At 61.7% G+C, this 26,629-nt stretch carries 21 protein-coding genes and 2 tRNA genes; 7 read left to right on the top strand and 16 right to left on the bottom strand.

The features are described from left to right. Positions 1-52: 52 nt before the first annotated feature. From scpB to A3A9_RS0124590, 6 genes are all read right to left on the bottom strand, one after another. Positions 53-817, bottom strand: a complete 765-nt coding sequence (scpB, locus tag A3A9_RS0124615; RefSeq protein WP_027061158.1) for an SMC-Scp complex subunit ScpB — start codon at positions 815-817, stop codon at positions 53-55. Continuing rightward, on the bottom strand, positions 790-1,614 hold the full coding sequence (locus A3A9_RS0124610) for a segregation and condensation protein A (protein WP_051371126.1): 825 nt from the start codon (positions 1,612-1,614) through the stop codon (positions 790-792). Before A3A9_RS0124610 ends, scpB begins: the two co-directional genes overlap by 28 nt. 62 nt (positions 1,615-1,676) lie before the next feature. Beyond that, the gene (gene nagZ / locus A3A9_RS0124605) at positions 1,677-2,696 is read right to left on the bottom strand and encodes a beta-N-acetylhexosaminidase (RefSeq protein ID WP_027061156.1); all 1,020 of its coding nucleotides are present in this window, start codon (positions 2,694-2,696) and stop codon (positions 1,677-1,679) included. Between the two features lie 165 nt (positions 2,697-2,861). Beyond that, positions 2,862-6,326: an SPOR domain-containing protein gene (locus A3A9_RS0124600; RefSeq protein WP_027061155.1), complete on the bottom strand. Its 3,465-nt coding sequence runs from the start codon at positions 6,324-6,326 to the stop codon at positions 2,862-2,864. Positions 6,327-6,429: 103 nt separating this feature from the next. Continuing rightward, complete coding sequence (gene argS / locus A3A9_RS0124595; protein WP_027061154.1) at positions 6,430-8,187, bottom strand: arginine--tRNA ligase; 1,758 nt, start codon at positions 8,185-8,187, stop codon at positions 6,430-6,432. A 62-nt stretch (positions 8,188-8,249) separates the two neighbouring features. Then, entirely contained in the window at positions 8,250-9,464 is a 1,215-nt protein-coding gene (locus tag A3A9_RS0124590; RefSeq protein WP_027061153.1) for a deoxyguanosinetriphosphate triphosphohydrolase, read from the bottom strand. A 76-nt stretch (positions 9,465-9,540) separates the two neighbouring features. Here A3A9_RS0124590 and erpA point away from each other — a divergent pair, with 76 nt between their 5' ends. The 5 genes from erpA to A3A9_RS0124565 all read left to right on the top strand — a co-directional run bounded on the left by erpA (position 9,541) and on the right by A3A9_RS0124565 (position 12,008). Further along, positions 9,541-9,888 carry an iron-sulfur cluster insertion protein ErpA gene (gene erpA, locus A3A9_RS0124585; RefSeq protein WP_027061152.1) on the top strand — a complete coding sequence of 116 codons (348 nt, stop codon included), beginning with the start codon at positions 9,541-9,543 and terminating at the stop codon, positions 9,886-9,888. Between the two features lie 4 nt (positions 9,889-9,892). Continuing rightward, complete coding sequence (locus tag A3A9_RS41860; RefSeq protein ID WP_027061151.1) at positions 9,893-10,405, top strand: hypothetical protein; 513 nt, start codon at positions 9,893-9,895, stop codon at positions 10,403-10,405. A 1-nt stretch (position 10,406) separates the two neighbouring features. After that, positions 10,407-10,799 (top strand): VOC family protein, encoded by a 393-nt coding sequence (locus A3A9_RS0124575; RefSeq protein WP_027061150.1) that lies wholly within the window; start codon positions 10,407-10,409, stop codon positions 10,797-10,799. Between the two features lie 6 nt (positions 10,800-10,805). Then, positions 10,806-11,600 carry an exodeoxyribonuclease III gene (gene xth, locus A3A9_RS0124570; protein WP_027061149.1) on the top strand — a complete coding sequence of 265 codons (795 nt, stop codon included), beginning with the start codon at positions 10,806-10,808 and terminating at the stop codon, positions 11,598-11,600. A 90-nt stretch (positions 11,601-11,690) separates the two neighbouring features. Then, positions 11,691-12,008, top strand: coding sequence for a hypothetical protein (locus A3A9_RS0124565; RefSeq protein ID WP_027061148.1), 318 nt, complete (start codon positions 11,691-11,693; stop codon positions 12,006-12,008). Positions 12,009-12,110: 102 nt separating this feature from the next. Here the strand turns inward: A3A9_RS0124565 and A3A9_RS0124560 are convergent, their stop codons facing one another. The 5 genes from A3A9_RS0124560 to A3A9_RS0124540 form a co-directional block, all read right to left on the bottom strand. Next, a complete protein-coding gene (locus tag A3A9_RS0124560) occupies positions 12,111-12,962 on the bottom strand; it encodes a tetratricopeptide repeat protein (protein WP_027061147.1) in 852 nt (283 codons plus the stop codon). Next, positions 12,949-14,673: a dihydroxy-acid dehydratase gene (gene ilvD / locus A3A9_RS0124555; protein ID WP_027061146.1), complete on the bottom strand. Its 1,725-nt coding sequence runs from the start codon at positions 14,671-14,673 to the stop codon at positions 12,949-12,951. The genes A3A9_RS0124560 and ilvD overlap by 14 nt, the downstream gene beginning before the upstream one ends. Positions 14,674-14,963: 290 nt before the next feature. Then, positions 14,964-16,196 carry an OmpP1/FadL family transporter gene (locus A3A9_RS0124550; RefSeq protein ID WP_027061145.1) on the bottom strand — a complete coding sequence of 411 codons (1,233 nt, stop codon included), beginning with the start codon at positions 16,194-16,196 and terminating at the stop codon, positions 14,964-14,966. Positions 16,197-16,581: 385 nt separating this feature from the next. Beyond that, the gene (locus A3A9_RS0124545; RefSeq protein WP_027061144.1) at positions 16,582-17,799 is read right to left on the bottom strand and encodes an OmpP1/FadL family transporter; all 1,218 of its coding nucleotides are present in this window, start codon (positions 17,797-17,799) and stop codon (positions 16,582-16,584) included. 357 nt (positions 17,800-18,156) lie between these two features. After that, positions 18,157-20,940 carry a valine--tRNA ligase gene (locus A3A9_RS0124540; RefSeq protein ID WP_027061143.1) on the bottom strand — a complete coding sequence of 928 codons (2,784 nt, stop codon included), beginning with the start codon at positions 20,938-20,940 and terminating at the stop codon, positions 18,157-18,159. Positions 20,941-21,205: 265 nt separating this feature from the next. Between A3A9_RS0124540 and A3A9_RS0124535 the strand changes: the two genes are divergently transcribed. Then, positions 21,206-21,838 (top strand): bleomycin resistance protein, encoded by a 633-nt coding sequence (locus tag A3A9_RS0124535; RefSeq protein ID WP_027061142.1) that lies wholly within the window; start codon positions 21,206-21,208, stop codon positions 21,836-21,838. 59 nt (positions 21,839-21,897) lie between these two features. Here A3A9_RS0124535 and A3A9_RS0124530 read toward each other — a convergent pair whose 3' ends face one another. The 5 genes from A3A9_RS0124530 to A3A9_RS0124510 form a co-directional block, all read right to left on the bottom strand. Next, complete coding sequence (locus tag A3A9_RS0124530) at positions 21,898-22,758, bottom strand: PopZ family protein (RefSeq protein WP_027061141.1); 861 nt, start codon at positions 22,756-22,758, stop codon at positions 21,898-21,900. A gap of 272 nt (positions 22,759-23,030) precedes the next feature. Then, complete coding sequence (locus tag A3A9_RS0124525; RefSeq protein WP_202596408.1) at positions 23,031-24,431, bottom strand: TolC family outer membrane protein; 1,401 nt, start codon at positions 24,429-24,431, stop codon at positions 23,031-23,033. Between the two features lie 169 nt (positions 24,432-24,600). After that, a complete protein-coding gene (locus A3A9_RS0124520; RefSeq protein ID WP_027061139.1) occupies positions 24,601-25,269 on the bottom strand; it encodes a protein-L-isoaspartate O-methyltransferase family protein in 669 nt (222 codons plus the stop codon). A 91-nt stretch (positions 25,270-25,360) separates the two neighbouring features. Beyond that, positions 25,361-25,434: transfer RNA gene (locus tag A3A9_RS0124515), tRNA-Cys, on the bottom strand. A 478-nt stretch (positions 25,435-25,912) separates the two neighbouring features. Next, positions 25,913-26,200, bottom strand: a complete 288-nt coding sequence (locus A3A9_RS0124510; protein ID WP_027061138.1) for a hypothetical protein — start codon at positions 26,198-26,200, stop codon at positions 25,913-25,915. A gap of 222 nt (positions 26,201-26,422) precedes the next feature. Here A3A9_RS0124510 and A3A9_RS0124505 point away from each other — a divergent pair. Then, positions 26,423-26,497: transfer RNA gene (locus tag A3A9_RS0124505), tRNA-Asn, on the top strand. Positions 26,498-26,629: the final 132 nt, after the last annotated feature.

Below are 26,629 nucleotides of genomic sequence, written 5' to 3'. Positions count from 1 at the left end.
ACCAATCGGCGCATCTACGACCTATCGGCGCTTTTGGACAGAGGCCGACGGGTCAATCTTCCGTGACGCGCGGCGTCAGCAGGCCGAGTTCCTCCAGATCGATGTCGGTCAGCGGATCCTCGTCCTCGGTCAGCGCATCGGGATCGGCCGGCGGCTGCGGAATGGAGAAGTTCGACGGCATACGGCCCGATAGCAGGCCAGCGCCCTTCAGCTCCTCCATGCCGGGCAGATCACGGATTTCCTCGAGCGCAAAATGGTCGAGGAAGGTTTCGGTGGTGCCGTAGGTGACGGGACGGCCGGGCGTTTTGCGGCGGCCGCGCATGCGCACCCATTCGGTCTCAAGCAGCGTGTCCAGCGTGCCCTTCGAGGTCTCGACGCCTCTGATATCCTCAATCTCGGCGCGCGTCACCGGCTGGTGATAGGCGATGATCGCCAGCACTTCGAGGGCCGCCCGCGACAGCTTGCGCTGCTGCACCGTGTCACGGCTCATCAGGAAGGCGAGATCACCGGCTGTGCGGAACGCCCAGGCATCGCCGACGCGCACAAGATTGACGCCGCGCCGCGCATAGATCTGCTGCAAATCAGCCATCGCCGCCGCGATGTTGATGCCATCGGGCAACCGCGCCGCAAGTTGCTTTTCGCTCACGGGCTCAGCACTGGCGAACACGATCGCCTCGGCCATGCGCACCGCTTCGGCCATGTGCAGCCGCTCACCAGGGTTCTGCACCGGCTCTGCCGCCTCCTCGGAAAACAGCTCCCGATCCGGCTCATCCTCGACCTTGAACGGGATCACGGACGCGTTGGCGCGTTCGCGCATGATGCCACCTCGACTGCCTTGATTGACTGCGTGCGGCCGCGCAGATAGATCGGCGCAAACGTCTGATCCTGCCGCACGTCCATCGTGCCGTCGCGCACCAGTTCCAACGTTGCCGCGAAGGAACTGGCGATAGCCGTGCGCCTTTCCTCGGGGCTGGTCATGTAGACGATCAGGAAGCTTTCCAGCGTCGTCCAGTCGCTTACGGCCCCGACCAGCCGGGTCAGGATGTCGCGCGCGTCCTTCAGCGACCAGACACCGCGCCTGGCGATCGTCACATTGTTGATCGCCTGCTTCTGCCGCTGCTGGGCATAGGCGGTCAGCAAATCGTAGAGCGACGCCGAGTAGGCGTTGCGCTTCTCGATGATGACCATTTCGGGCATGCCACGCGCGAAGACGTCGCGGCCGAGCCGGTTGCGGTTGACCAGCCGCGCCGATGCATCGCGCATCGCTTCCAGCCGCTTCAGCCGGAACTGCAGCACCGCCGCCAGTTCCTCGCCGCTTTCGCCCTCTTCACCCGGCTGCTTGGGAATCAAAAGCTTCGATTTGAGAAAGGCCAGCCACGCCGCCATCACCAGATAGTCGGCGGCGAGTTCGAGCCGCAGCGCCCTCGCCGTCTCGACAAAGGTCAGATACTGCTCGACCAGTGCCAGGATCGAAATGCGCGCCAGATCGACCTTCTGGGTGCGGGCAAGATGCAAGAGAAGATCGAGCGGGCCCTCGAAGCCGGCCACGTCCACGACCAGCGACGGATCGCCGGTGACGCGTGAATCGTCATTTTCGGCCCACAGACGGTCCATCGGTGCGGCCTTCGCGGCCTTGCTTTCCAATGTTTCCGCCACAGCCCTGTTACTTCCCCTGGTTAGGCCACCGCATCGAAATAGGTGGCAAATTCAGCGCGTATCTCGGTCTCTTCGACCGTGTCGCTTTTCTTTATATAGGTCAGTGCCCGCTTTGCGCGCTCCAGTGACTGGCCTTCAAGCCCCTTGGTGCGCGAGGCAATGCCCGCCATCTCCTCGAAAACGCCATTGCAGTGAAGGACCAGATCGCAGCCCGCCGCAAGGATCGAGGCCGCCTTTGTCGGGAAATCCCCAGAAAGTGCCTTCATCGAGGTGTCGTCGCTCATCAGCAACCCATCGAACCCGATCTCGCGACGGATGATCTCATCGATGACCTTGCCGGAGGTGGTCGCCGGATTGTTGGGGTCGATGGCGCTATAGACGACATGCGCCGTCATTGCCATCGGCAGATGGTTGAGCTCGCGGAACGGGGCAAAATCATGCCGCTGCAGATCGCTCAGCGAGGCGTTGACTATCGGCAGCTCGAAATGCGTGTCGGCAAAAGCCCTGCCGTGGCCTGGAATGTGCTTCATGACGGGCAGCACACCACCCGCCATCAGCCCCTCGGCCGCCGCACGGCCGAGTTCGATCACCGGTCTCGGCTCCTTGCCATAGGCGCGCGCGCCGATGACGTCGCTGGCACCTTCGATCGGCACGTCGAGCACCGGCAGGCAATCCGCCGTGATGCCGTAGCGTAAGAGGTCGAAGGCGTGCAGCCGCGCCATCAGCCATGCGGCACGGGCGCCGGCATCATGATCGTCGCGCCACAGCGCGCCAAGCGCCCCACCCGCCGGATAGTTCGGCGCCAGCGGCGGCCGCAGTCGTTGCACCCTGCCGCCTTCCTGATCGATGAAGACCAGAGCATCCGGACGCCCGATACAGTCGCGCATCTCGGCTACCAGATCGCGAATCTGCTCGGTCTCGCTGATGTTGCGGGCAAACAGAATGAACGCCCACGGGCATTCATTGCGATAGAAATTGATTTCTTCGCGGGTGAGCGATTTCCCGGCACAGCCGAGGATCATGGATTTTGATTCGGTCATACCTGGAGTCTAGGGCTTCGCGCGACCAAAGGGAATCGTCTCGGGTCGTAGACGGTCCAGCGCCAGAAGTGCTTCCACATGAAAAACTTCAGGCACATGAAAAAGTTGGGCACATGAAAAAGCCGGCGCGGCCTTGGGCCGCGCCGGCTTGATGTTGATCGGCGTTTAGCGCGAGACGAAGCAGTTACCGCCGGCAGCCTTGTAGCTGGTGCACAGATTGATGGCATCGTTGCGCGACTGGGCCACGACACGGACGCGATAGAACGTGCCCTTGCCGGCGATCTCGGCCTTGACGATGTTGGCGGTGCGGCCAGCAAGCACGCTGCCATAGCGGCGCTGCAGATCCTGGTAGCTCGATTGCGCGCTTTCGATCGTCGGCTGCGACGCAACCTGCATCGACCACGAACCGCCACCGGCCGCGGCCGGATCGATGGAAGCCACCTGATCGGGCTTGACCTCGCCGACGACATCGACCGGCTGGTCGGACGGGCGTTGCGGCGCGACCGCAACCTTGGCGGGCGTGTTAGCGGATTGTGCCTTGGCGGTAGCTTTGGGCGCAGCAGCGGGTTTGGCTGCCGGCTTGAGGGCCGGCTCGTCATCCGCCTGGGCGGGAGCGGTCGGCACCGTGCCGGTCTGGTCGGCATCGGCCTGCGTCGAGGGGGCGACATGCTGCGGTGCCGGATCGGTCGGCTCGGTGGCGGCCGCTTGCGGGGCGGCAGGTGCCGGATCCTCGCGTGGCACAAGCGAACCGTCCGACTTGACCACCATGGTCCTCACCTTGCGCGGCGCAACGGCAACGACATCGGTGCTGTTGCCCTTGTCGGTGTCCTGAAGCACCTGCGCAATGCGATCCTCTGATTTAGGCGCGGGTGCGGCATTGTCGGTGGGCGCGACGCCAGCGGTCGACACGGCATTGCCGTCATCCGTTCCGCCTGCGGCAGCGCTCTGGTCTCCAGAAAGATCGATGGCACGGGCCGGGTTCTTTGCCTGCACATCCACCGGCTGTTCGGTGCTGGTGACCAGTTTTTGCTGGACCGGCTCGGCGGGCTTGGCGCCCTTGATCACCGCGTCGTAGACCTTGTTGTCCTGGTTCGGCACCACGGTGCCGCCCGGATTTTCCGGCTTGATCTTGATCGGCGAATTGTCGGCCTTGACGATGACAGGAGCTTCGCTGCCATGCTTGCCGCCAAAGGACAGGGCGAAGGCACCGAGGCCACCGGCAACCACGACAGCGCCGACAATCCCGGCCATCAAAAGGCCGCGCCGTCGCGCGGGCTTTGCCGCCTCGCGTTCGCCGAGCCCCGGAACGGACATTGCCTCGTCCAGTTCGGGATCATAGTCGAGCTCGTCGACCGTGAAATCATCCGCCTGCGAGACTGGCTGACTGCCAGGCAGATTATCGAGATCAAAGCCGTCGGCGGCATCTGCATAGCCTGTGTTCGCTGCAGCACGGGCCGGCGTTTCCGCCGGTCGCGCCGCATAGGTCCGCGCTTCCGGCTGATAGGCCGGTTTGACCCCGTCATAACCCGGCTTGGGCGCTTCATATGCCTGCGCCTGATAGCCCGGATTGACTGCGTCATAGCCCGGATTGACTGCGTCATAGCCCGGATTGACCGCGTCATATCCCGGATTGACCGCCGCATATCCCGGATTGAATCCGGCATTGTAGGAGTCATCGGCATAAGCAGCATTGCTCGCGGGAGCAGCAGGAGCAGGCGCGACTTCCACCGAATTCATTTCCGTCAGCAGGCTGGCGAATTCGGCGTCAAGATCGTCATAGCCTGATGCGGCCGGCTCATCTTCCTCGAAATGCAGTTCGGGAATGTCGAGATCGTCCGCCAGCGCCACGACACGCTCCGGCACATCGACGGTCTCGACATCGGGCATTTCTTCATAGCGCGAGGGCTGTCGCGTCTGCGGTGCGGATACGGGGGCTGCATAGGGGGCAGCCGCAACCGGCTCGGGCGCACGGTAGGGCGGCACCACAGCGACTGCCGGGGCGACCGCTGGAGCCATTGCCGGCGCGACGGTCCTGGCCGCCATCGAAGCGGCCGGCTGCGCGGCAAATGCCGGCTGCTGGGGAACCGGCGTCACGCGGCTCCACGAACGGGTCGGCTCCGTCGGCGCGGAACGTTCCGCCAGCCAATCAAGAGAATCAACCTGGTCCTGCCGGGAGGCTGCCGCGTCGCGCGGATCGAGGCTCCTGGCCAAGGCCGCGTCGAACGCGTCATTGTCGAAATCGACATCAGCGGTATCGGCGCCAAGATCATGGCCCTGGAGCTCATCGAGCAGCAGATTGTCGAGATCGACATCGGTGTGAGCGGCGCTGGAGGCATGCAGATCCCCGGGCGCATGCTCATCGAGATCCCAGTCGAGATCGCCAACAAGATCGGCAGGTTCCTCGGCAGCCTTTGCAGGCGCGGCGACAGCTGGCTGGACAGGAGCAAGAGCCGGTTGAGCCATAACGGGTTGAGCCATGACCGGCTGAGCAACGACAGGCTCCTTGGCCGACGGCAGCGTGCGCGCGGTCATGGCGCCCAGAAGCGCATTCAACTCGTCCTCGAGGCTCCGCTTGTTCGCCACGGGCGCCCGCACCGGCTCGGCTATGAATGCTGCCGGAGCCTCTGGTGCCACCGGCTGGACCTCGGCGGCAGCAATTTCGGCGACCGGCTCTTCGGCAAACGCGTCGTCGAGGTGCAGATCGAAGGCATCATCCAACACGGCTTCAGGGTCTGAAATCGCGGCCTTCGCGTCCACGGCATCGGCGAAAACTTCGTGCGTTTGCGCCCCGTCAAAGGCCGCCGGCTCGTCCGCCTGAACGTCGAAATCCATATCGACATCGGCCAGGGCGTCGTCGAAGTGACCCGCGAAATCCTCGTCGGAAATTGCCTGTGCCTCATTCGTGGCGGCCGGCACCGGCTCCGGATAGTCGACCGCGGTCGCCGCCGCATGGCGCTGATCCGCTGAGTGGTGGTCAAGCGAATGGTCGTCAAGCATCAGCTCGTCTTCGAGCGAAATCGCGACCGCGTCGTCGAATTCATGATCCGAGGCAACAGCCACCGGCACTTCGGCAGCGGCCTGCTGGGGCTCTTCGGCCTCGACCTCGATGTGGAAATCGTGATCGAGCGACGCGGCTAGCTCGTCCTCGATCGGCAGATCGTCCTCGAAGGGCGACACGTCTTCGAGCGAACTGGCGACGGCATTGTCGAAATCGGCATCGAAGGCAGGTTCGACGACCGGCGCGGTTTCGACCGCATCAGGGATCGCATGGCGGGCATCGACCGCATGGTCATCGGCACCCGTGAAGTCCAGATGAAAATCATCATCGAGCGACACGGCAAAATCGTCGTCCGCCGCAACGGCGGCGGCCGTTTCGAATGCCGGCTCATGAGCCTCGACAAGCGGAGCGGCGGCGCTGTCACCAGCGTCGAACTCGCCCATCATTTCCTTTTCGAGGTCGATGTCGAAATCGCCCTCTTGTGCCAACTGATCGGCTTTCGGCTGAGCGGGCGACTGCGGCTTGACCGGCTGGCGTGGGTCAAAGCCCATGATCCTGGTCAGTTCCGCGAACGGATCATCGGCGGCGATGTCGTTGTTGTCGGCTATTCTCAGCTGGGTTCTGTCTGCCATTATTGTTCCCGAACTCGCACTCATTCGGACGCCATGGACGTCGCGCAGGGTTGGCCCATACCAGCGCAATGTGGGCAAAAGGTGACAGGTTTTTTAGTCAAACCTAACGCATTTCGGTGGGCGCAGCGGCTCCGATCAGCGTCAGGCCGGACGTGAGAACGTCCGAAACAGCCTGCACCAGCCCTAGTCTGGCATGCGTCAATTTACGATCGTTAACCTTAACAAAACGTAAGTCCGGATTATCCGTGCCACGGTTCCAGTGTCCGTGGAGACTGGAAGCCAGATCATAGAGGTAAAATGCCAGCCTATGCGGCTCCAGCGCAAGAGCGGCGGACTCGATCAGGCGTGGATATTCGGCGAGTTTGCGGATGAGGCCAAGCTCGCCCTCGTCAGTCAGCAAATCCACCGCCGCCGCTAGGCTGCTTCGATCGAAATTCGCCTCGCCCAACTGCTCGCTCGCCTGCCGGAACACCGAATGGCAGCGCGCCGAAGCGTACTGCACATAAAACACCGGATTGTCCTTGGACTGCTCGGTCACCTTGGCAAAGTCAAAGTCCAGTGGCGCATCGCTCTTGCGGTAGAGCATCATGAAGCGGATCGCGTCGCGGCCGACTTCTTCAACCACTTCGCGCAACGTCACGAAATCACCAGACCGCTTCGACATGCGGACCGGCTCGCCATCGCGAAACAGCTTGACCAGGTTGCACAACAGGACGGTAAGCTTGACCTCGTCGCCGGCAATTGCCCGCGCCAGCGCTTCCAGCCGTTTGACGTAGCCGCCATGGTCGGCGCCAAGCACATAGATCAGGTCGACGAAGCCGCGATCGACCTTGTCCTTCAGATACGCCACATCGGCGGCGAAATAGGTGAAGGCACCGTCGGACTTGACCAGCGCCCGGTCCATGTCGTCGCCGACCGCGGTCGAGCGGAACAGCGTCTGCTCGCGGTCCTCCCAGTCGTCCGGCTTCTCACCCTTGGGCGGCGGCAGCTTGCCCTTGTAGATATGGCCCTTCAGCGTCAGGTCGTTGATCGCCGAGCGGATCTTCCTGGCATTGTCGGCATGCAACGTGCGCTCGGAGAAGAACACGTCGTGGTGCACGTTGATTAGCGCCAGATCCTCGCGGATCATCGCCATCATCGCGTCGATGGCGCGGTCCTTGACGATGGCCAGCGACTCGTCATCCGGCATCTGGAGCAGGCTGCGGCCGAACTCCTTTGCCAACGCCTGGCCAAGAGGAACCAGATAATCGCCAGGATAAAGGCCAGCTGGAATCTCACCGATCTCGTCGCCCAAAGCCTCCCGATACCGCAGTATGACCGAGCGGCCGAGCATGTCGATCTGCGAGCCGGCGTCGTTGATCACGTATTCCTTGGTCACGTCGTAGCCGGCAAACGCCATCAGATTGGCGAGTGCATCGCCAACCACTGCACCCCGGCAATGGCCGACATGCATCGGCCCTGTCGGGTTGGCCGAAACATATTCGACATTGGTTTTCCTGCCGGCCCCAACAGTCGAGCGGCCATAATTGCGCCCTTCGCCCAAAAGAGCCGACAGATGGGCGTGCCAGAAGCCGTCCTTGAGCCTGAGATTGACGAAGCCGGGACCGGCGACCTCGGCACCAGCGACATCTTCGTCATCCCGCAGCGCCAGCGCCAGCCTTTCGGCCAGCGCGCGCGGGTTCTGCCCGGTCGGCTTGGCCAGCACCATCGCCGCGTTGGTCGCGAGGTCGCCATGGCTGGCGTCACGCGGCGGTTCGACGGCAATGCGCGACAGGTCGGGCGAAACGCCGTCCTTGTCTTTCAGATCAAGCGCTTCGACAGCCTTTATGACTCGCGCGGTGAAATCGGCGAAGATGTTCATGGGTATTGCTCTGGCGGCTTTATGGCGAATCCGGCTCGTTGGCCGGCAAAATCGCGCCCGCCCTAGCTCAAATCCGGCGTATGGTCAAACAAACGCCGGTGTTCCTTGAGCGCGTAGGTGTCGGTCATGCCAGCCAGGAAGTCCGCTACGCTGCGCGCCTTGATGCGGTCCTCGGCCCGATCCAGCCCCTCGCGCCAACCGTCCGGCATGGCGCGCGGGTCGGCGAAATAGACGTCGAACAGGTCCCGGACGATCCGCTCGGCGTCAGCGCGCACGCGCATCACCTCCTTGTGCCGGTAGAGATGCTTGTAGAGGAAGGCCTTCAGTTCCTTCTCGGCCGCTGCCATCTCGGCGGAAAAGGTCACCATCGTCTCGCCCGCCGCCCTCACCGCATCGGCGCTCAGTGGCCCGACACGCTCCAGATTGGCGGTCGTGGAGACGATGACGTCCTCGACCATGGCGGTGATCTGCCGCCGCATCAGCTCATGCCCGGTGCGGACATCATCGAGCGCTGGGTAGCGCTCGCGCACGCCGGCCAGAATCGTTCCCGGCAGCGAAACCGTCTCCAGCATGTCGAGCGTCAACAGCCCTGCCCGCAAGCCGTCGTCGATGTCATGCGTGTTGTAGGCAATGTCGTCGGCGATCGCGGCACACTGCGCCTCGATGCCGGCGAACCGGTCCAGCTCAAGATCCTGCAGCTCCGAGTAATCGCGGATCGCCTGCGGCACCGGCCCCTTCAGGCCCTTGCCGCCAGCGTCCGTCAGCGGGCCGTTGTGCTTGACCAGGCCCTCCAGCGTTTCCCAGGCCAGGTTCAACCCATCGAACTCGGCATAGCGGCGCTCCAGCCTCGTCACGATGCGCAGCGACTGCGCATTGTGATCAAAACCGCCCCAGGCGGCCATCTTCTCGTTCAGCGCATCCTCGCCGGTGTGGCCGAAGGGGGTGTGACCGAAATCATGCACAAGCGCCACCGCCTCGGCGAGATCCTCGTCGCCGCGCAGCGCTCGCGCCAAGGCACGCGCGATCTGCGCCACCTCGATCGAATGTGTCAGCCTTGTGCGATAATGATCGCCTTCATGGGCGATGAAGACCTGCGTCTTGTGCTTCAGCCGCCGGAACGCGGTCGAATGGATGATGCGGTCACGGTCGCGCTGGAACGGCGTGCGGGTTGGGCTTTCGACCTCATCGAACAGCCGCCCGCGCGAGCGCGCCGGATCGGTGGCATAGGCCGCGCGTGGCCGGTAGCCGAATCCGATGTCGCCCAACTCATTGGTCATGGCTGATGCTGCCGCAGTTGACTTGGCCCCTCGCGCTTCATACCTATCATGTGAAACCGAAAGCAAGGTGACGCCCATGGGCGCTGATGCCAAGACCACCATGAAAGTCGAAATGACCGACTCCGCCGCCAAGCGGATCGCGAAAATCGTCTCGGGCGAGGCCGGCAAGACGGCGCTGCGCGTTTCCGTCGAAGGCGGCGGCTGCTCCGGCTTTTCCTACAAGTTCGATCTGGTCGATGCGCGCAACGATGATGACGTCGCGATCGAGAAGGACGGCGCCACGGTGCTGATCGACGATTTGTCGCTGGTTTATATGGGCGGCTCGGTGATCGACTTCGTCGACGATCTGATGGGCCAGTCGTTCCAGATCCGCAATCCGAATGCGGTCGCCTCCTGCGGCTGCGGCACCAGTTTCAGCATTTGAAGGCATGACACCGCTTCTCGACGGCAGCGAGGATCCCAGGAAGGTTCTTGTCGCTCGCGAGATAGAGGCAATTTCTAATGCTGACATTATCGGTTGGGCTGGGCTTCACGCCGCATCACTTGGCTACGCCGACGATCTCAACTATCAGCAACTCGTCCGGTCCAACCCAAGAAACGCTGTTGCTCTCGGGAAGGCTCATGGTCATTTGAAGTCGCTGATCGCGCGGCAATTTCCCGATTTCAACGACAGGTCGCAGCAAGCCAGCGAAATGGCGCGAGAGGTGTTTCTTCGACGCCTGCGCGAATACCTGCAAGACGACATCGCACCCTTCCATGTTTGCCGGATGGTTTCTCACATCGAGCAAACATACGAATACCCGCATTGGCTTGGCGATCTCTACAATGCTTGTGACTGGATGGATGAGCGCACGACGCGCGAGCAAGCATCGCATTTGGGTGACGTGATCAAGCAAGTAATCGCGGACAATGGCGAGATCCCAGTACACCGGTCCAACTGAGATGCCTGCCATCGGCGCGGTCCGTCAGGTCGCGCTGGCGGCCGGACGCAACCTTGATTCGACGCTGGCTTTCTGGCGCGATGTGCTCGGCATGTCCGCGCACGCCCGTTACGATCCACCGGGCATCGCCTTCATCATGGCGGGCGATGTGCGCCTGCTGTTCACCGACGGCGTTCCGGCCGGCACGGTCTATCTCGATATTGCAGGCCTCGAAGCCTTCCACACCGACGCCAAGGCATCGGGCGTCCCCTTCACTGCCCCGCCCTCTCTCGTCCATCGCGACACCGAAGGCACGTTCGGTCCGGCAGGGGAAAGCGAATGGATGGCCTTTCTAAAAGACCCGGCTGGCAATACGATCGGCCTCGTCGAACGCCACACGCCGCAGGAAGAATAGCCCGTCATGAAAATCGTCACCTGGAACATCAACGGTGTGCGCGCCCGCATCGGCAACCTCACCCACTGGCTGACCGAAAGCGCGCCCGACGTCGTCTGCCTGCAGGAGATCAAGACGGTCGACGAGCAGTTCCCGCGCGCCGAGATCGAGGCGCTTGGCTATAATGTCGAAACCCATGGCCAGAAGGGTTTTAATGGCGTCGCCATCCTGTCGAAGCTGCGCTTTGATGAAGTGAACCGCGGCCTGCCGGGCGACGACACCGACGAACAGGCGCGTTTCATCGAAGGCGTGTTCTCGACCGACAAGGGCGCGCTGCGCGTCGTCTCGCTCTATCTGCCGAACGGCAATCCGATCGATGACGAGAGAAAATTCCCCTACAAGCTGTCGTGGATGGCGCGGCTGGAGCGCTGGGCCGAAGAGCGCCTGAGACTGGAAGAGGCGCTGGTGCTGGCCGGCGACTACAATGTCATTCCCGAGCCGATCGACGCGCGGTTTCCGGAGAACTGGCTGGGCGATGCGCTGTTCCAGCCGCAGACGCGGCAGGCTTTCCGGCGGCTGCTCAACCTCGGTTTCACCGAGGCGGTGCGCGCTGTCACCGATGCGCCGGACACCTATACGTTCTGGGACTATCAGGCCGGCGCCTGGCAGAAGAACAACGGCATCCGCATCGACCATCTGCTGCTGTCGCCGGAAGCTGCCAACCGGTTCTCGTCGGCCTCGATCGAAAAGCACGTGCGTGCCTGGGAAAAGCCGTCCGATCACGTGCCGGTTGCAATCGACCTCGCCCTGCGGCCGGCCTGACGGAAATCCTTCTGCCGGCGATCGCCCGGACCCTGCATCGCCACAACGACCTTGTATCGCCACAAATCAGGCGCATGATGGACAATCATCATGGCGGCCGGGGTTCCCATGACCATTCGATTTGCTCTTTCTCCGATCGGCGTGGCACTTGCCGTGGCCGCGATCGTGCCGGCCTATGCCGCTCAGGAATGCCTCGCCAACGGAAAATCCTATCCCGTTGGTCAAGTTGCATGCCTGATGATCGCCGATCAGAGCCATCTGGCCCGCTGCGAGATGGTGCTCAACAACACATCCTGGACGAAGATCGGTGACAGTTGCCCCGGAAATACGATGGCGCCGCACCTGCACGTCACCCCGATCTCGACGCCCGCCCCCAGCATGGTGCCGACGGAGCCGACCGAGAACTGATTAATCTGATCAGCTGATCTCTCTGAAGAAATGTCCGGCGCACAGAGACGCGAAGGATCGCTTGCCCGTTTTCGCCAGGAACCAGCAGCGGGACGTTGGCGCCTACTGGTCCGTGTTGGCGGTGCCCTTGGTCAGGATGTCGTCCGCCAGCGAGATCGCGGTACGGCGGTCGGCTTCGCCGGCGGCGGCGAAGGCCTCTTCCTGCATGCCGCGGATCCAGGGCTGATCGGCCGGCGAGGCGCGTTCGAGCGCCGCGGTCATCATCGCCAGGCCACGAACGATCTTGCCGCTCTGGAACAAGAGATGGCCAAGCGTCGCCTGCGCGCCGGCATGGCCCTTTTCGGCGGCGAGTTGGAACCAGCGCCCGGCCTGCTTGACGCTGGCCTTCACGCCGCCCTCGCCCTTAAGGAACATCTGGCCCATCTCGAACTGCGCATTCGGATTGCGGTAGTTGGCTGCGGCGCGCATGTAGTATTCTTGGGCAGCCACCTCGTTTTCGGTGACGGGGCTGCCGGGAATACCCGTGCGCAGATAATCGCCGAGCGCCACCAGCGCGTCGGACACGTAGCTTTCTTCCGGTGAGCCCGGCTCGACATCCTGATCGACGATCTCGGAGAAGAACTTGAACGCCTCATAGTCGTCGCGCGCCACGCCGTCGCCCTCGGCATACATGCGGGCAAGCTTCCAGGTGGCGCCGATCTGGCCGTTTTCGGCGGCGTATTTATAGGCTTCGGCAGCCTGTTCCTTGTGGCCGCTCTTGTAGGCGGAAAAGCCGAACTGGAACACCGCCCACGGACTCGACTGCGGCTTCACGCCGGTCTTGTCGTCGAACACCTTGTCGTCGAAGGCCATGGCCTGGCCCACGGCGCCAAAGATCGCAACAGCGACCAGTGCCGAAAGGACAGATGACCTCAACAACTCTGGTGTTGACTTCAACAACTCAGATATCCGCATAGCAGTGTGTTTCTTTCGCACCGCCCGGATGGGTGACCGCGCCGTCGCGGGCAGACCCGACCGTCTGTGCGTATTTCCATATCGCGCCCGACTGATAGTCGGTCGTGCGCGCCTTCCATGTCTTTGCCCTCGCCGCCAGTTCTTCATCGGACAACGCCACTTCGATCGTGCCTTTCACGGCGTCGATCGAGATCACGTCACCATCCCTCAGCAAACCGATCGGGCCGCCCACGGCTGCTTCCGGCCCGACATGGCCGATGCAGAAGCCGCGCGTCGCGCCCGAGAAGCGGCCGTCGGTGATCAGCGCCACCTTGCCGCCCATACCCTGGCCATAGAGAGCCGCCGTCGTCGACAGCATCTCGCGCATGCCCGGACCGCCACGCGGTCCTTCGTAGCGAATGACGAGAACCTCGCCTTCCCGGTAGTTGCGATGCGTCACCGCCTCGAAACATTCCTCTTCCGAATCGAAGCAGCGCGCCGGGCCGGAGAATTTCAACTCCGCCATGCCCGCGACCTTCACGATCGCGCCTTCGGGGGCAAGGTTTCCCTTCAACCCCACGACACCGCCGGTTTGGGTAATTGGTCTGTTGGCCGGGCGGACCACGTCTTGCTGTTCATTCCAGGCAACATGTTCCATGTTTTCGGCCAAAGTGCGGCCAGTGACCGTCAGGCAGTCGCCATGCAGGTAGCCGTGGTCGAGCAAGGTCTTCATCAAAAGCGGGATGCCGCCGGCCTCGAACATGTCCTTGGCGACGTATTTCCCGCCCGGCTTGAGGTCGGCGATGTAAGGCGTCTTCTCGAAGATTTTCGCCACGTCGAAGAGATCGAACTTAATGCCGGCTTCATGCGCGATCGCCGGCAGGTGCAGCGCTGCGTTGGTCGAGCCTCCGGTGGCCGAAACCACGGTCGCGGCATTCTCCAGCGCCTTCAGCGTGACGATGTCGCGCGGCCGGATGTTTTTGGCGATCAGTTCCATGATTTTTTCGCCAGATGCGAAATTGAAGCGGTCGCGCATTTCGTAAGGCGCCGGCGCGCCGCAGGAATAGGGCAGCGCGAGACCAATCGCCTCGGCGACGGTGGCCATTGTGTTGGCGGTGAACTGAGCACCGCAGGAGCCGGCCGAGGGACAGGCGACCTGTTCGATTTCAAGCAGTTCGGCATCACTGATCGTGCCTACGGAATGCTGGCCGACCGCCTCGAACACATCCTGCACGGTGATCTGACGGCCGCGATAGCTGCCAGGCAGGATCGAACCGCCATAGATGAAGATCGACGGCACGTTGAGGCGCACCATGGCCATCATCATACCGGGCAGTGACTTGTCGCAGCCGGCGAGGCCGACGAGCGCATCGTAGCAATGGCCACGCATGGTGAGCTCGACCGAATCGGCGATGACCTCGCGCGACACGAGCGACGACTTCATCCCCTGGTGACCCATGGCGATGCCGTCGGTGACGGTGATGGTGCAGAATTCGCGCGGCGTGCCGTTGGCGGCAGCTACCCCCTTCTTGACCACCTGCGCCTGGCGCATCAGCGAGATGTTGCAGGGGGCCGCTTCATTCCAGCAGGAGGCGACGCCGACCAGCGGCTGTGCGATCTCGGCGGCGGAAAGCCCCATGGCATAGAGATAGGACCGGTGCGGCGCACGCGCCGGACCGACAGTCACATGGCGGCTAGGGAGCTTAGCCTTGGAAATGACTTTGGCGTCCATTCTCTTCCTTGCCGCGGGCGGTGCGGCCTGTCCCATCGCCGAGCCTTTTGGCGCGTGTCCCGAGACAGGTTCGAGGTGCGCCGGGTTTATGGCGGGAAATGGGCAATTTCCCCGGCCTGACTTCTAGCGCAGGGGTTGTTCAGAAAGTGTTGCCAAAACGTCACAATCGCACGAGGCGACCCCAGTGCGGCTTATATGCAACGCAGCTTGTATGACTGGAGCATCGGCGACGCCGGCGCAAACGAAAAAGGCCGGGAACCGCCCGGCCTTTTACTAAAGCTTTCAAAAGCTTAGAACTTGATCTTGACGCCGCCGGATATTGCCGTGACCAGATCATTGCCGAAGTCGTAAGCGACGTCAGTACCGGCCACATAGCCATTCTCGTCGGTCAGTGTACCGGAATGGCCGTTGGTCAGGACGCCGATGGCGCCGGCCAGACGCAGTTCGATATTGGGAGTTGGCGTATAGGCAACACCACCGCCCAGCGTCCAGGTATCGGTCTGATCGCCATAGCCATGCGAGGTACCACGATCCCATGAGATCTGCGCGGCGCCGCTCCACTGCTCGCTGAACTTGTGGCCGAGGCCCGCCGTGACCGTCCAACCGTCACGATACATCAGGTCGAGCGAAGTCGGCCTGATCAGCGGATTCGTAACGCCGCTTGAGCAAGTTGCAAACGGTTGAGAGTCCGTAGAACAAATCGGAACGCTCTGCAGCACACTCCAATTGACCCACTTGATCGAGCCGAAGGCAAGCCAGCCGGGCGCGATGCCGGACTGGAGTTTCAGTTCCAGTGAATCCGGCATCGACTGTGTTGGAGCATAGATGTTGCTGACGTTGCCGCCGACATTCAGGGTGCCCGCGATATTGTCGAGCTTCACTTGCGAATTGTAGACGAGGCTGGCACGCAGCGCGATGTCGGGGATTTCGTAGGCGATACCGGCGCGCCAGCCCCAGCCACTGCTGGTCAGGTCCACACGGCCAATTGTGGTGCCCAGGAACGGGCTGGCATAGCTTTCCTTGAAGCCATAGACCTCCTGGTAGAAAACGCCGCCGATAAAGCGAAGCTGCCCTTTGCCGGCATCCATCTTGTAGGAGCACGTGCCAGCGTAATTGTTGCTTTTGATGTTGGTGTTGATGTTGGAATAGGAGCCGTTCCAGATGCCAGGGTTTGAACTCGCACCCCACGGTTGCGAGTAATCAAGCATACAATCCACGCCATAACCAAGTGTCGCCTTGACGCCAACATAAGGCACCCAGTAGCTCTCGGTGTTGTTGGCCGTACTACTAACCGTCAGGGGTGGTCCGCCGAAGGCGGTGTCCACCGCATTCTTGAGTTTGCGCTCCGGCATGACATAAGTCCCGCTGACGTCCGAAGCGAATGGGGCCGGATCGAACAACAGGTCGACGTCGTAGCCGCCGCGCTCCAAGCCTCCGGCATGCGCCGCGTTCACCGCCGTCCCGAGCAAAGCCAGCGAAAAGCACCCTGCCCCCAGCAGCGCTTTAAGACGCAGATTGTTCATGAATCGCCTCCCCGAATTCGAATACAACCCAAGCAAGAACCAATTGCTTGGGTAGTGCAACAACGATTTCAAGAGGCGTACTTGTACATATTTTTGGAAAGTGCATTTCCTCATGAGGCAGCCAACGCCGCCGAGTTGGCATGCCCATCTGGCGCACAAAAAATTGGCAAAAAAACTAATAAAATCAGTCGAACAGCCCAAAGAGTAACATCTCAAATAGCTAATTTGTCCGCTGTTACATTATGGCAACAATACGGCCAAAACTCCCGTTAACGTCAATTGTGACGCAACGGAATGCGTGCGCTGATTTTCGGAAAACCAATCGGAAGGCCGGCAAACAAAAAGGCCGGGAGAGTACCCGGCCTTCTAAGCGAATTTGAAAAGCCTAGAATTTGACCTTGACCGAAGCCGAGCCTGCCAGGAGCAGATCGTTCCCGTAAGTGTAAGTAATGGCATTTGCACCATCGCCCACGCCTGCAAAGGTCGATGACCCGCTGGTCAGCACGCCGATCGAGCCGCCAAGCCTGACTTCCACCTTGTCGTTCGGCGAATAGGAAATGCCCGTAGCCAAGGCATAAGTATCTGATTGATAACCGGACGTCGTCGAGGTTCCACGATCCCATGTCAGCGAAACCAGACCCGATATCTGGTCAGTAAACTTGTGACCGATGCCACCCGAAATCGTCCACCCATCGCGGTAAAGCAAGTCGAAAGAGGTGGCTGAAGGCAGACCGGTAATAGGGCTGCGCACACCGCTGATAGGAATGATGCCGAGCTTGCTCCACTGCTGCCAACGCACAGAGCCGAACGCGAGCCAGCCCGGAGCGATACCGCTCTGCAACTTCAACTCAAGGGCTTGGGGGATCTCTGCGGAAGCGGACACTGGGAACATTCCAGTAACGTTGCCCAAAGGTTTTCCGGCAAAGCCGGTGGTATCGACGGTGCCTGACAGGCCGTCGTATTTGTAGCTCGAATAATACATCAGGCTGCCGCGCAGTGCGATTTCCGGGATTTCATAGGCGGCGCCAGCGCGCCATCCCCACGCCGAGTCTGATAGCTTGAATGTCCCGACGCCAGTATTTCCAACAGCCAATAGGGTCTGACGGGACAAGAAGGCGTCGACATCCTGATAGGAAACGCCGCCGATGAACCGAAGGTCGCCCTTGCCGACATTGAGCTTGTAGGAGCAGGTGAGACCATAGTCGTTTGTCTTGACTGAATATTTGACCGCAGTCGGCGAATAGGCGTTGTTCGTTCCGTAATCCGCATCAGCACCATAGGGCCGCGTATAGGTCGCAAGACAGTCGACCGCCTCAAAGAGGTTGGCCTTTATCCCGATATGCGGCACCGCGTAATCGCCGCCAACGTCCACCGAAGAAGATGACAGAGCGACCGGAAATGGAGGAGAATCTAGACGCTTCACATTCTTGAGCTTGCGCTGTGGCGACACGTACGTCACTCCGGCGTCGAACGAATAGGGCGATGCATCAAACAACTGATCGATATTGACGCCGCCACGATCGAAGCCGCCAGCGCTTGCCGCCGATACCACCAGTGAAAAGCAGCCTGCCCCCACCAATGCTTTCAGTCGCAAATTGTTCATGAAAATCCTCCCCGAACATCAGTGCATCAACCTAGAACCAATTCAGGTTAACGGCGCAACAACGAATTCAAGAGGCGTACACGCACAGGTGATCTGAAGGTATTTTCGACAAAGTGCAGGCGCTCGCCATAGGCCTAAAAACCGGCTTTTGAGCGCAAATCGACAGATTAAATCAGCGAGAACTGCCCAAAACAGGCCAGGAAAAGGCTGTTTTAGCAGGTATAACGCCCCATTGTTACATTATGGCAACAATGGGGCGCAAACTTCCTTTTACGTCAAGATTACCGCAACGGAATGCCTGTTTTGAAGGCAGAAGCAGCCTGTCCTGATGGCAGACCGAAGGGCTCCGAATCCCCCTCAACTGGCGTCGCGAACCCTGGTCAAAGCCACCGAAAGCTTGTCCTGAGCGTCGCGATATTCGGCGAGCTTTTCGCGTTCGGCGTCGACGATCTCGGCCGGCGCGCTGGCGACGAAGCGTTCGTTGGACAGCTTCTTGTGCAGGCGCGCGATTTCCTCGGTGACCTTGGCCAGTTCCTTCTGCAGCCGGGCAGCCTCGGCGGCGAGGTCGATCAGGCTGCCGAGCGGCAGGCAGATCGTCGCCTCGTTGAGCACGATCTGTGCTGAGCCTTTCGGTGCCGCGTCAGCCAATGAGATGTCGCCGACGCGCGCCAGCCGCTTGATCGCGGACTCCTCGCGCACCAGCCGTTCACGCGTCACCTCGTTGGCGCCGACCACAACCAGCGGCGCGATTGCCGCCGGCGGCACGTTCATCTCCGAGCGCACCGAGCGGATGCCGGAGACGAGATCAACCAGCCAGTTGATATCGGCGGCGGCTTGCGCGTCCTCGAAGTCCGGCGACGGCCAGGCGGCATGGCACAGCAGCGAAGAGCGCTCCTTGCCCTCGCCCGCCGTCTGCGCCCACAGCTCTTCCGTCATGAACGGCATCATCGGGTGCAAGAGCTTGTAGATCTCGTCGAGCACGAAGGCGACGCAGGCGCGGCTCTCGGCCTTGGCCGCCTCATCCGCGCCCATGAACACCGGCTTCAGGAGTTCCAGATACCAGTCGCAGAACAGGTTCCAGACGAAGCGGTAGGCCGCCCCTGCCGCCTCGTTGAACCGGTATGAGGTGATGCCGTCGGTGATCTCGCGCGCGGCGCGTGTCAGCTCGGTTAGGATCCAGCGGTTGACCGCCAGCTTGGCGTCGTTCAGCCAGAAATCGTCATTGCGGGCAACTTCGTTCATCTCGGCAAAGCGCGTCGCGTTCCAGAGCTTGGTGCCGAAATTGCGGTAGCCGGCGATGCGCGCCGGATCGAGCTTCACGTCGCGCCCCTGGGCCGCCATCACCGTCAGTGTGAAGCGCAGCGCATCGGCGCCGAACTCGTCGATCAGATCGAGCGGGTCGATGACGTTGCCTTTCGACTTCGACATTTTCTGCCCGTTCTTGTCGCGCACCAGCGCATGCACATAGACGGTGTGAAACGGTTCCTCGTCCATGAAGTGCAGGCCCATCATCATCATGCGGGCAACCCAGAAGAAGATGATGTCGAAGCCGGTCACCAGCACGTCGGTCTGGTAGTAGGTCTTCAACTCCAGCGTCTGATCCGGCCAGCCCAGCGTCGAGAATGGCCACAGCGCCGACGAGAACCAGGTGTCGAGCACGTCCTCGTCACGGGTTAGGATCTCGCCGGGCTTGAAGTTCTCCAGCTTGTCCTCGACCCAGGCCTTCCAGGGGCCTTCGAGAGCCAGATAATATTCGATCGCCGCGCCCAGAGCCTCTTCCTCGGTCTTCTCGACGAAGACACGACCGTCCGGCCCGTACCAGGCCGGTATCTGGTGACCCCACCACAGCTGGCGCGAGATGCACCAGGGCTGGATGTTCTCCATCCAGTCGAAATAGGTCTTCTCCCAATTCTTCGGCACGAAATTGGTGCGGCCCTCGCGCACCGAGGCGATCGCCGGCTTGGCGAGTTCGGCGGCATTGGCATACCACTGCTCGGTCAGGAACGGCTCGATCGGCACGCCGCCGCGGTCGCCATGCGGCACGGCGTGGCGATGCGGTTCGATCTTGTCGAGGAAGCCGCCGGCCTCCATCAGCTCGACGATCTTCTTGCGCGCGACGAAACGGTCGAGCCCGTCGAGTTCGTCCCATATGGCCTGGCGCTCCGGCGTCACATCGAGGCCGGCGAGGAAGTCCTCATTGTCCTTCAACTTGATGGCGGCTTCGATGGTGAGGATGTTGATCGCCGGCAGCTTGTGGCGCTTGCCGACCTCGAAGTCGTTGAAGTCATGCGCCGGCGTGATCTTGACCGCGCCAGAACCTTTTTCGGGATCGGAATACGCGTCCGCCACGACCGGGATTTTCCGACCGACGATCGGCAGAACAATGTTCTTGCCGACCAGATGCCGGTATCGCTCGTCGTCCGGATTCACCGCGACCGCCGTATCGCCGAGCATCGTCTCAGGACGCGTCGTCGCCACGATGATGAAGGTTTTCGGATTTTCCGGGTCGTAGGTCTCGCCTTCGATCGGATAGCGGAAGTGCCAGAGATTGCCGTTGACCTCCTGTTGCTCGACCTCGAGATCGGAGATCGCGGTCAGCAGTTTCGGGTCCCAGTTCACCAGGCGCTTGTCCTTGTAGATCAGGCCTTCCTTGTAGAGGGTGACGAAGACTTCGAGCACGGCCTTGGACAGGCCTTCATCCATGGTGAAGCGTTCGCGCGACCAGTCGGCCGAAGCGCCGAGCCGCTTCAGCTGGTTGAAGATGGCGCCGCCGGATTCAGCCTTCCAGTCCCACACCTTCTCGATGAACTGCTCGCGCGTCAGGTCGCGGCGATGGATCTGCTTTTCCATCAGCTGGCGCTCGACCACCATCTGCGTGGCGATGCCGGCATGGTCCATGCCGGGCTGCCACAGCACGTTCTTGCCGCGCATGCGCTCGAAGCGGACCAAAATGTCCTGCAGCGTGTTGTTGAGCGCATGGCCCATATGCAGCGAGCCGGTGACGTTGGGCGGCGGGATGACGATGGTGAAGGCCTCGGCCCCCTCCTCGGCGCCGGCACCGGCGCGAAACGCGTCGGCCTCTTCCCAGACTTTGGCGATCTTCGGCTCGACGGTCTTTGCGTCGTAGGTCTTTTCAAGCATGGGAAAATGGTCCGCGCTGTCGGGATTTTTGCTGGTTCGGTGTAAATCGGAAGGTCTTGGCCAAGTCAACCGCAAGGGCCGCCTCGGGTCATGAGAAGCAGATAGGCGTGCCTGTGTTCATTTCAACGGAGGGCGATCCTGCTGGCGCTCGCGCCTTGACCCGGGAACGTCTCGCCAATACCATACCAACGCTGCTGTAGGGCGCATCGGCTTCCGGCCGGAGGGGCATTGCCCGCCTACGCCACCTCAACCCCGTAACGCGCCCATGCCGACCCTCGAACACCACAAGAAGCAGGCCAAACTCTATCTCAAATGGCACCGCGAGCGGTATTACCCCGTCGCCGCTGTGATTGGATGGATCTTGCCGCGTTTTCGCCATCTGAGCGACAGCCAGATCCTTGACAACGGCTTCAAGCTTGCCGATGCCCAGGAACTCGTCGCCAGGAAGTCAGGTTTCGAGAGCTGGCAGGCGCTGAAGGAAGGCCTTCAAACCATGACCGACCGCGCAGCAACAGATCCTACAAAACCGCACCTGGCCTTTGCCGAACCGCAGCTCTTTGTCTCCAACATCGAAGCGACCTGCGATTTCTACCGGCAAAAGCTCGGCTTCGGGACGCGCTTCACCTATGGCGAACCGCCCTTCTACGCACAGATCATCCGCGATGGCGCGCGGCTCAATTTGCGCCATGTCGACAAGCCGCCATTCGCCGCCAATTCGACCGACGATTTACTGGCGGCGACGATCATTGTCGACAACATCAAGGCTCTGTTTGTGGAGTATCAGGCGGCCACGGCCCCGTTCCACCAGACATTGCGGACCGAACCCTGGGGCGCCCGCACGTTTATCGTCAAGGATCCAGACGGCAACCTCATCTGCTTCGCGACCAGCGTGGGCTGACCTCATCAACAAAAACGCCGCCTCCTGGGCGGCGTTTAGAGAGCGATTGTTGGAGCAGATTACTGCGCGCCGCGCGCCACGCGCTCGATTTCCTCACGCACCAGCCTTTCGACCAGTGTCGGCAGATTGTTGTCCAACCAGTCCTGCAGCATCGGCCGCAGCATTTCCTCGGCCATCTCGTCGAATGTCTTCTTGCTGCGGCTGGCAAAGGCGTCGGACAATTCGCCAAAAGCCGCGGCAACCTGCCGGCCCGTGTGTTCGGAAAGGATTGCCGGACGCGCCGCGGGCGCCTCGCTTGCCGCCGCGCGCGCTGGCGTGGCGCTTGCTGAAGCGTCGCTTGAAGAAGGCCGCTCGAATGCAGCCTCCACAACCGGTTGGCTCGCCGGCGCCTCGGGCTGGGCGGCTGGCCTGCGGATGCTCCGGTCCGGTATCGCTTTCGCCTGCTCGCCGACCGCCGCGATCTCGCGCCGCCAATCGGCAACGATGGTATCGCTTGTCGCGCTGGCCTGTGGCGCACTGGCCAGCGACGCCTCAGCCTGCGGGATCACTGGCGCCGCGGTCCTGGCGGCGGGCACCGGCTCGGCGGCGATCCTGGCGCTGACCTCGGCAAGTGTCATCGACGGCTTGACCGGCGCAGGATCGGTGCGCGGTTGCGATTCCATGCGCGAGGGCTCGGGCGACGGCGCCTGGACTTCGGCAAGAACGACCGGTTTCCGGACTTCGGGGGCTGCGTGCAGTTCGGCGCGAAAAGCGTCGACGTCAGCGCCTTGAGCGCCCGGTGCCGGCTCCAGATCCTGCCGCAGCTCATCGGTCTCATCAGGCTGCTTGCGGCCGTTGTCGCTGTCCTCGATGATCCTCCGGATGGAAGCCAGTATCTCTTCCATGGAAGGTTCGCGCTGTGCGCTGCTTGCCGTTGCCATCGTCACATCCGCCGCCCTTGTGACCTCTGTAGTCTTCCGCTCCGGCAAAGCCGGATTCGAATCATGGCGACAGCGTAGCCGACGGATCGCCGCGCGAGAATCCCCAATCTGGGGACTTGTGGGATTTCAACAGATTAGAGCAATTTCAGCAAAGGCGTGTGACAGGTTGCTGTCCGCGATTGCGCAAAAACAAAAAAACGGCCCGGCCCGGCTTTTTCTATCAAATGCCGAGCCGCTTCCGACGATGCGATCACACCGTCGCTTCCCTGCTGTCAGCGGCCATCCGGTGTGCGCACGCCGATCCACTTGTCCTTGACGGCGTTGTAGTGCTCTTCAGGCTTGTACTTCGTCACCTGCAAGGCGAGCCGGTCGACCGACAGACGCCCCATCGCCGACAGGATGGCATAGCTCGCCACCACCACGTCGTGCTCGGAATTGGCAGAATTGATCTTGGCGGTGATGACGGTGGCCTGCGCGTTGAGCACGTCGAGCGTGGTCCGCTGGCCGACATTGCGCTCTTCGATGACGCCATTCAGCGCCAGCTGCGCGGCGTCGACCACTTGCCTGTTGGCGGAGACGCTCTCTTGCGCGGCTGTGTATTGCGACCATGCCGTGGCAACGGCCTGGCGAACCTGGTCGCGGCTGACATCGACCTGGATGCGGGCCTCGCCCAGCGATTCCTTGTTCTGGCGCACGACCGCGGAGGTCCGACCACCCGAATAGATCGGAATGGTCAGCGTCGCGCCGATATTGGCCGAAGTCGAATTGCCGTTGGAACCGCTGACGTCTGGAATGGCGTTGCGGTAATTTTCCGAAACACCGGCCGACGCCGACAACTGCGGCAACAGCGCACCTTCGGCCGATTTCACGGAAAACGCGGCGGCGTCGACAAGATGCTGGGTGGCGAGAATGGCCGGATGTTCGGCAGAACCAATGGCAATCGCCGCATTGAGGCTCGACGGCAGCAATCTGCCCAAGGGCGAGGCCGGCTTGAGCTTGCCCGGCTCGTCGCCGACCACCTGGTGATAGGTTGCCGCACTGGCCAATGCTTGCGCGCGCGCGGCGCTGAGTGAGGCTACAGCCGAAGCGCGCGACGCGTCAGCCTGGGCCACGTCGGTGCGCGTGCCCTCGCCAACCTCGAAACGCGAGCGCGCAGCACGCGCCTGCTCGGTCAGGAACTGCAGGTTCTGCTCGGTCAGCACCGCGATCTGGCGGTCACGAATCACGTCCATATAGGCCGAAGCCGCGTTGAACAGCGTGTTCTCTTCGGTGTTGCGCAGGCTCTCCACCGAGGCTTTGACCTGCGATTCGGCAGCTGCCACGTTGTTCCTGGTCTGGAAGCCGTCGAACAACGATTGATTAATCTGAATGCCGTAGCTTCCGCTCGTCAGCTTCGAGTTGCCGCCGCCATTTGCCTGGCGGGTGTTGGTATAGTCGATGTTGGCCGATCCCGTGATCGTCGGGCGCCAGCCCGACTTGGCGATGGCGACGCCCTCGTCGGTGACACGCACGCCGGCGCGGGATGAATTCAGCGTGGAATTGTACTGGTAGGCCTTTGCAAGCGCGCCGGAGATGGTTTCGGCTGAGGCGGCCAGGGGCGAGAGCGTGGTCGCGGAAACAAGGACGGCAGCAAAGAGACTCTTGGATACAGACGGCACGGGTATATCCCTCATTCGTTTTCCATGAGAACCGCGCCGCGCCAGCTTCTCCCTAAGAGCAGCCAGCGTGGCGTGTTTGATGTTCCCTGTCGCTCGGTCCCAAAGTGCCCCCAGTCTGGGATGAGCGACGATTTGTTCAAATGCAAGCGACCATGACAAAGCCTTCGCTGCAAGGCCAAATCATTCAGAATTCGAAAGCATGCTCACGTTCGAATCCGGGTAGTGGCTTAATTGCCGCATTAAATGCCCGCCTCCCGGTTACAACCCCCCCAGCCTTAAAAAAGAGTCGCGCCACGCCCGAATTGCCCTGCCCTTCGACCGCAACCAGGCGGCCGCCTTCGGCGAGCTGATCGAGCAGCGGCACCGGCACTTTCTCGACGCTGCCGCCGATGAAGATCACGTCATAAGGTGCCTTGGCGGCATGACCTTGCGCCAGCGCGCCCTGGACAACGGTCACATTGCCGTAGCCAAGGCCTGAAAGGGTCGAAGCCGCGGTCTGCGCCAGTGCAGAATCGCTTTCGAGCGCCACGACGGACTTCGCCAATCGCGACAGGATGGCCGACGCGTAACCGGTGCCGCAGCCGACATCGAGCGCCGAATCGGTTGTGTTGATCTCGGCCAGTTGCATCAGCTTGGCCAGCGGCGATGCTTCCATGAGGTAGCGTGCGCCGTCGGCGCTGTCGGCAATGCGGATGTCTTCGTCGATATAGGCAAGTTCGCGTTGGCGATCGCCGACGAAAAGCTCGCGGGGCACGGAAAGCATGGCGTCCAGCAGCGGCGCGCTGGTCACGTCGGTGGTGCGGACCTGGCCATCGACCATCTTGACGCGAAGCTCGGAGAAATCAGCGCTCATGTCCCAACCAATCCGCTTGCCGCGTCAAAAGCGCGGTACACTTCGACCGGAACTTCAAGCTCCCAGCGCGGATGCGCGGGAGCTCGGGTATTGGAGGCCTCGCCCGGAATCGAACCGGGGTGCAAGGATTTGCAGTCCTCTGCGTAACCACTCCGCCACGAGGCCTCGTTGCTCCCGGCGTTCCACCCGGTTCCAATAGGTTGCGGCGAAAATGGCGTCAAGCGGCCTCCACGCATTCGGCGCGGTTTCCTCAGCATGAATTCCACCCGCAGCATCGCGCGCTGCGGCCGCAACTGCCGCCGCATACGTTAGCCAAAGATTAAGCATGGGTGGCAATCGCGAGAAACTCAGAGCGCTGGCCGCCGTTGAGAGCAAGGAGGACTGCGCCATGAGGCCAGAAAACAAGGGAACAAACGCCTGGGGAGGTCGGTCGCGAGCGGGATGCGGGGAATTGTTGCGCTATGCGATCGAGTGCCTTGCAATAGACGGCATGCTTTCACCCCGCGACCGGGCGCGCCTTGCCTCGGCAACCGTCGTCCTCGGGGATATTCGTGATGGCCTGGAAAGAGACACTGGCCGGAAGGCGGCCTCTCGAAAATCCTCAACCCGAGGAAGACTTTAGCGCATCCAAAGGACGATGCGGTCAAACCTGCGGCTTGGGGCCTGCCGCTTGATCCGGCCTCCGCCGCCGTTCCCACCAGATGACGAAGCGACGGCGGTGGCGGCGCACCATGGCGAATTCATAGGACAAAACCAGCAGTCCGATCGGAACCATCCAGAAGCCGAGAATCGGCAGGAACCCGAGAATGCCGCCGATGGTCAAAAGAATACCGATCGTGATTCTGAGGCCGCGCGATTGCGGCATGGTGAACTCACGCCCAAAAATCGAGATCTTTCGTGCCGGTATCCGGTTTTCGTCTGCTGCCGTCATCGCCTATGGCTACCCGTATGGTCGCTCGAAAATACCTGTTTACGAAAGCCGCGACCGCCGTTTCGGTTCCGCGCCAATCGCCAAGACGGCTAATATGAGGGTGGACCCCGTCGATTGCGAGAAACGCCTGGGTGAAAAAGTCTCGGAAAAATGCGAAATGGTTCTTTGCAAAGCCGAAAGGTGTTTGCTATAGGCTGCGCCACTTGCTCAAAGAGCCTCCGTTCCCCGGTAGCTCAGTGGTAGAGCAACCGGCTGTTAACCGGTTGGTCGCTGGTTCGAATCCGGCCCGGGGAGCCACTTCAGATCAAAACTGCGAACGCCGCTCACACCCGGTTCCACTCCAGAGCCGCCTTGCTCAGTGGCGAGCGTCTCAAGGAGTTTGATTTTGGAGCCAGTGATCCGTATTTCGGCATCTCCCACTTCAATCCT

The sequence above is a fragment of the Mesorhizobium loti CJ3sym genome (assembly GCF_000472785.1).
Classification (GTDB): Bacteria; Pseudomonadota; Alphaproteobacteria; order Rhizobiales; family Rhizobiaceae; genus Mesorhizobium; species Mesorhizobium loti_E.
Note: the sequence above shows the minus strand (reverse complement) of the source record. Positions and strands in the feature narration are given on the sequence as shown.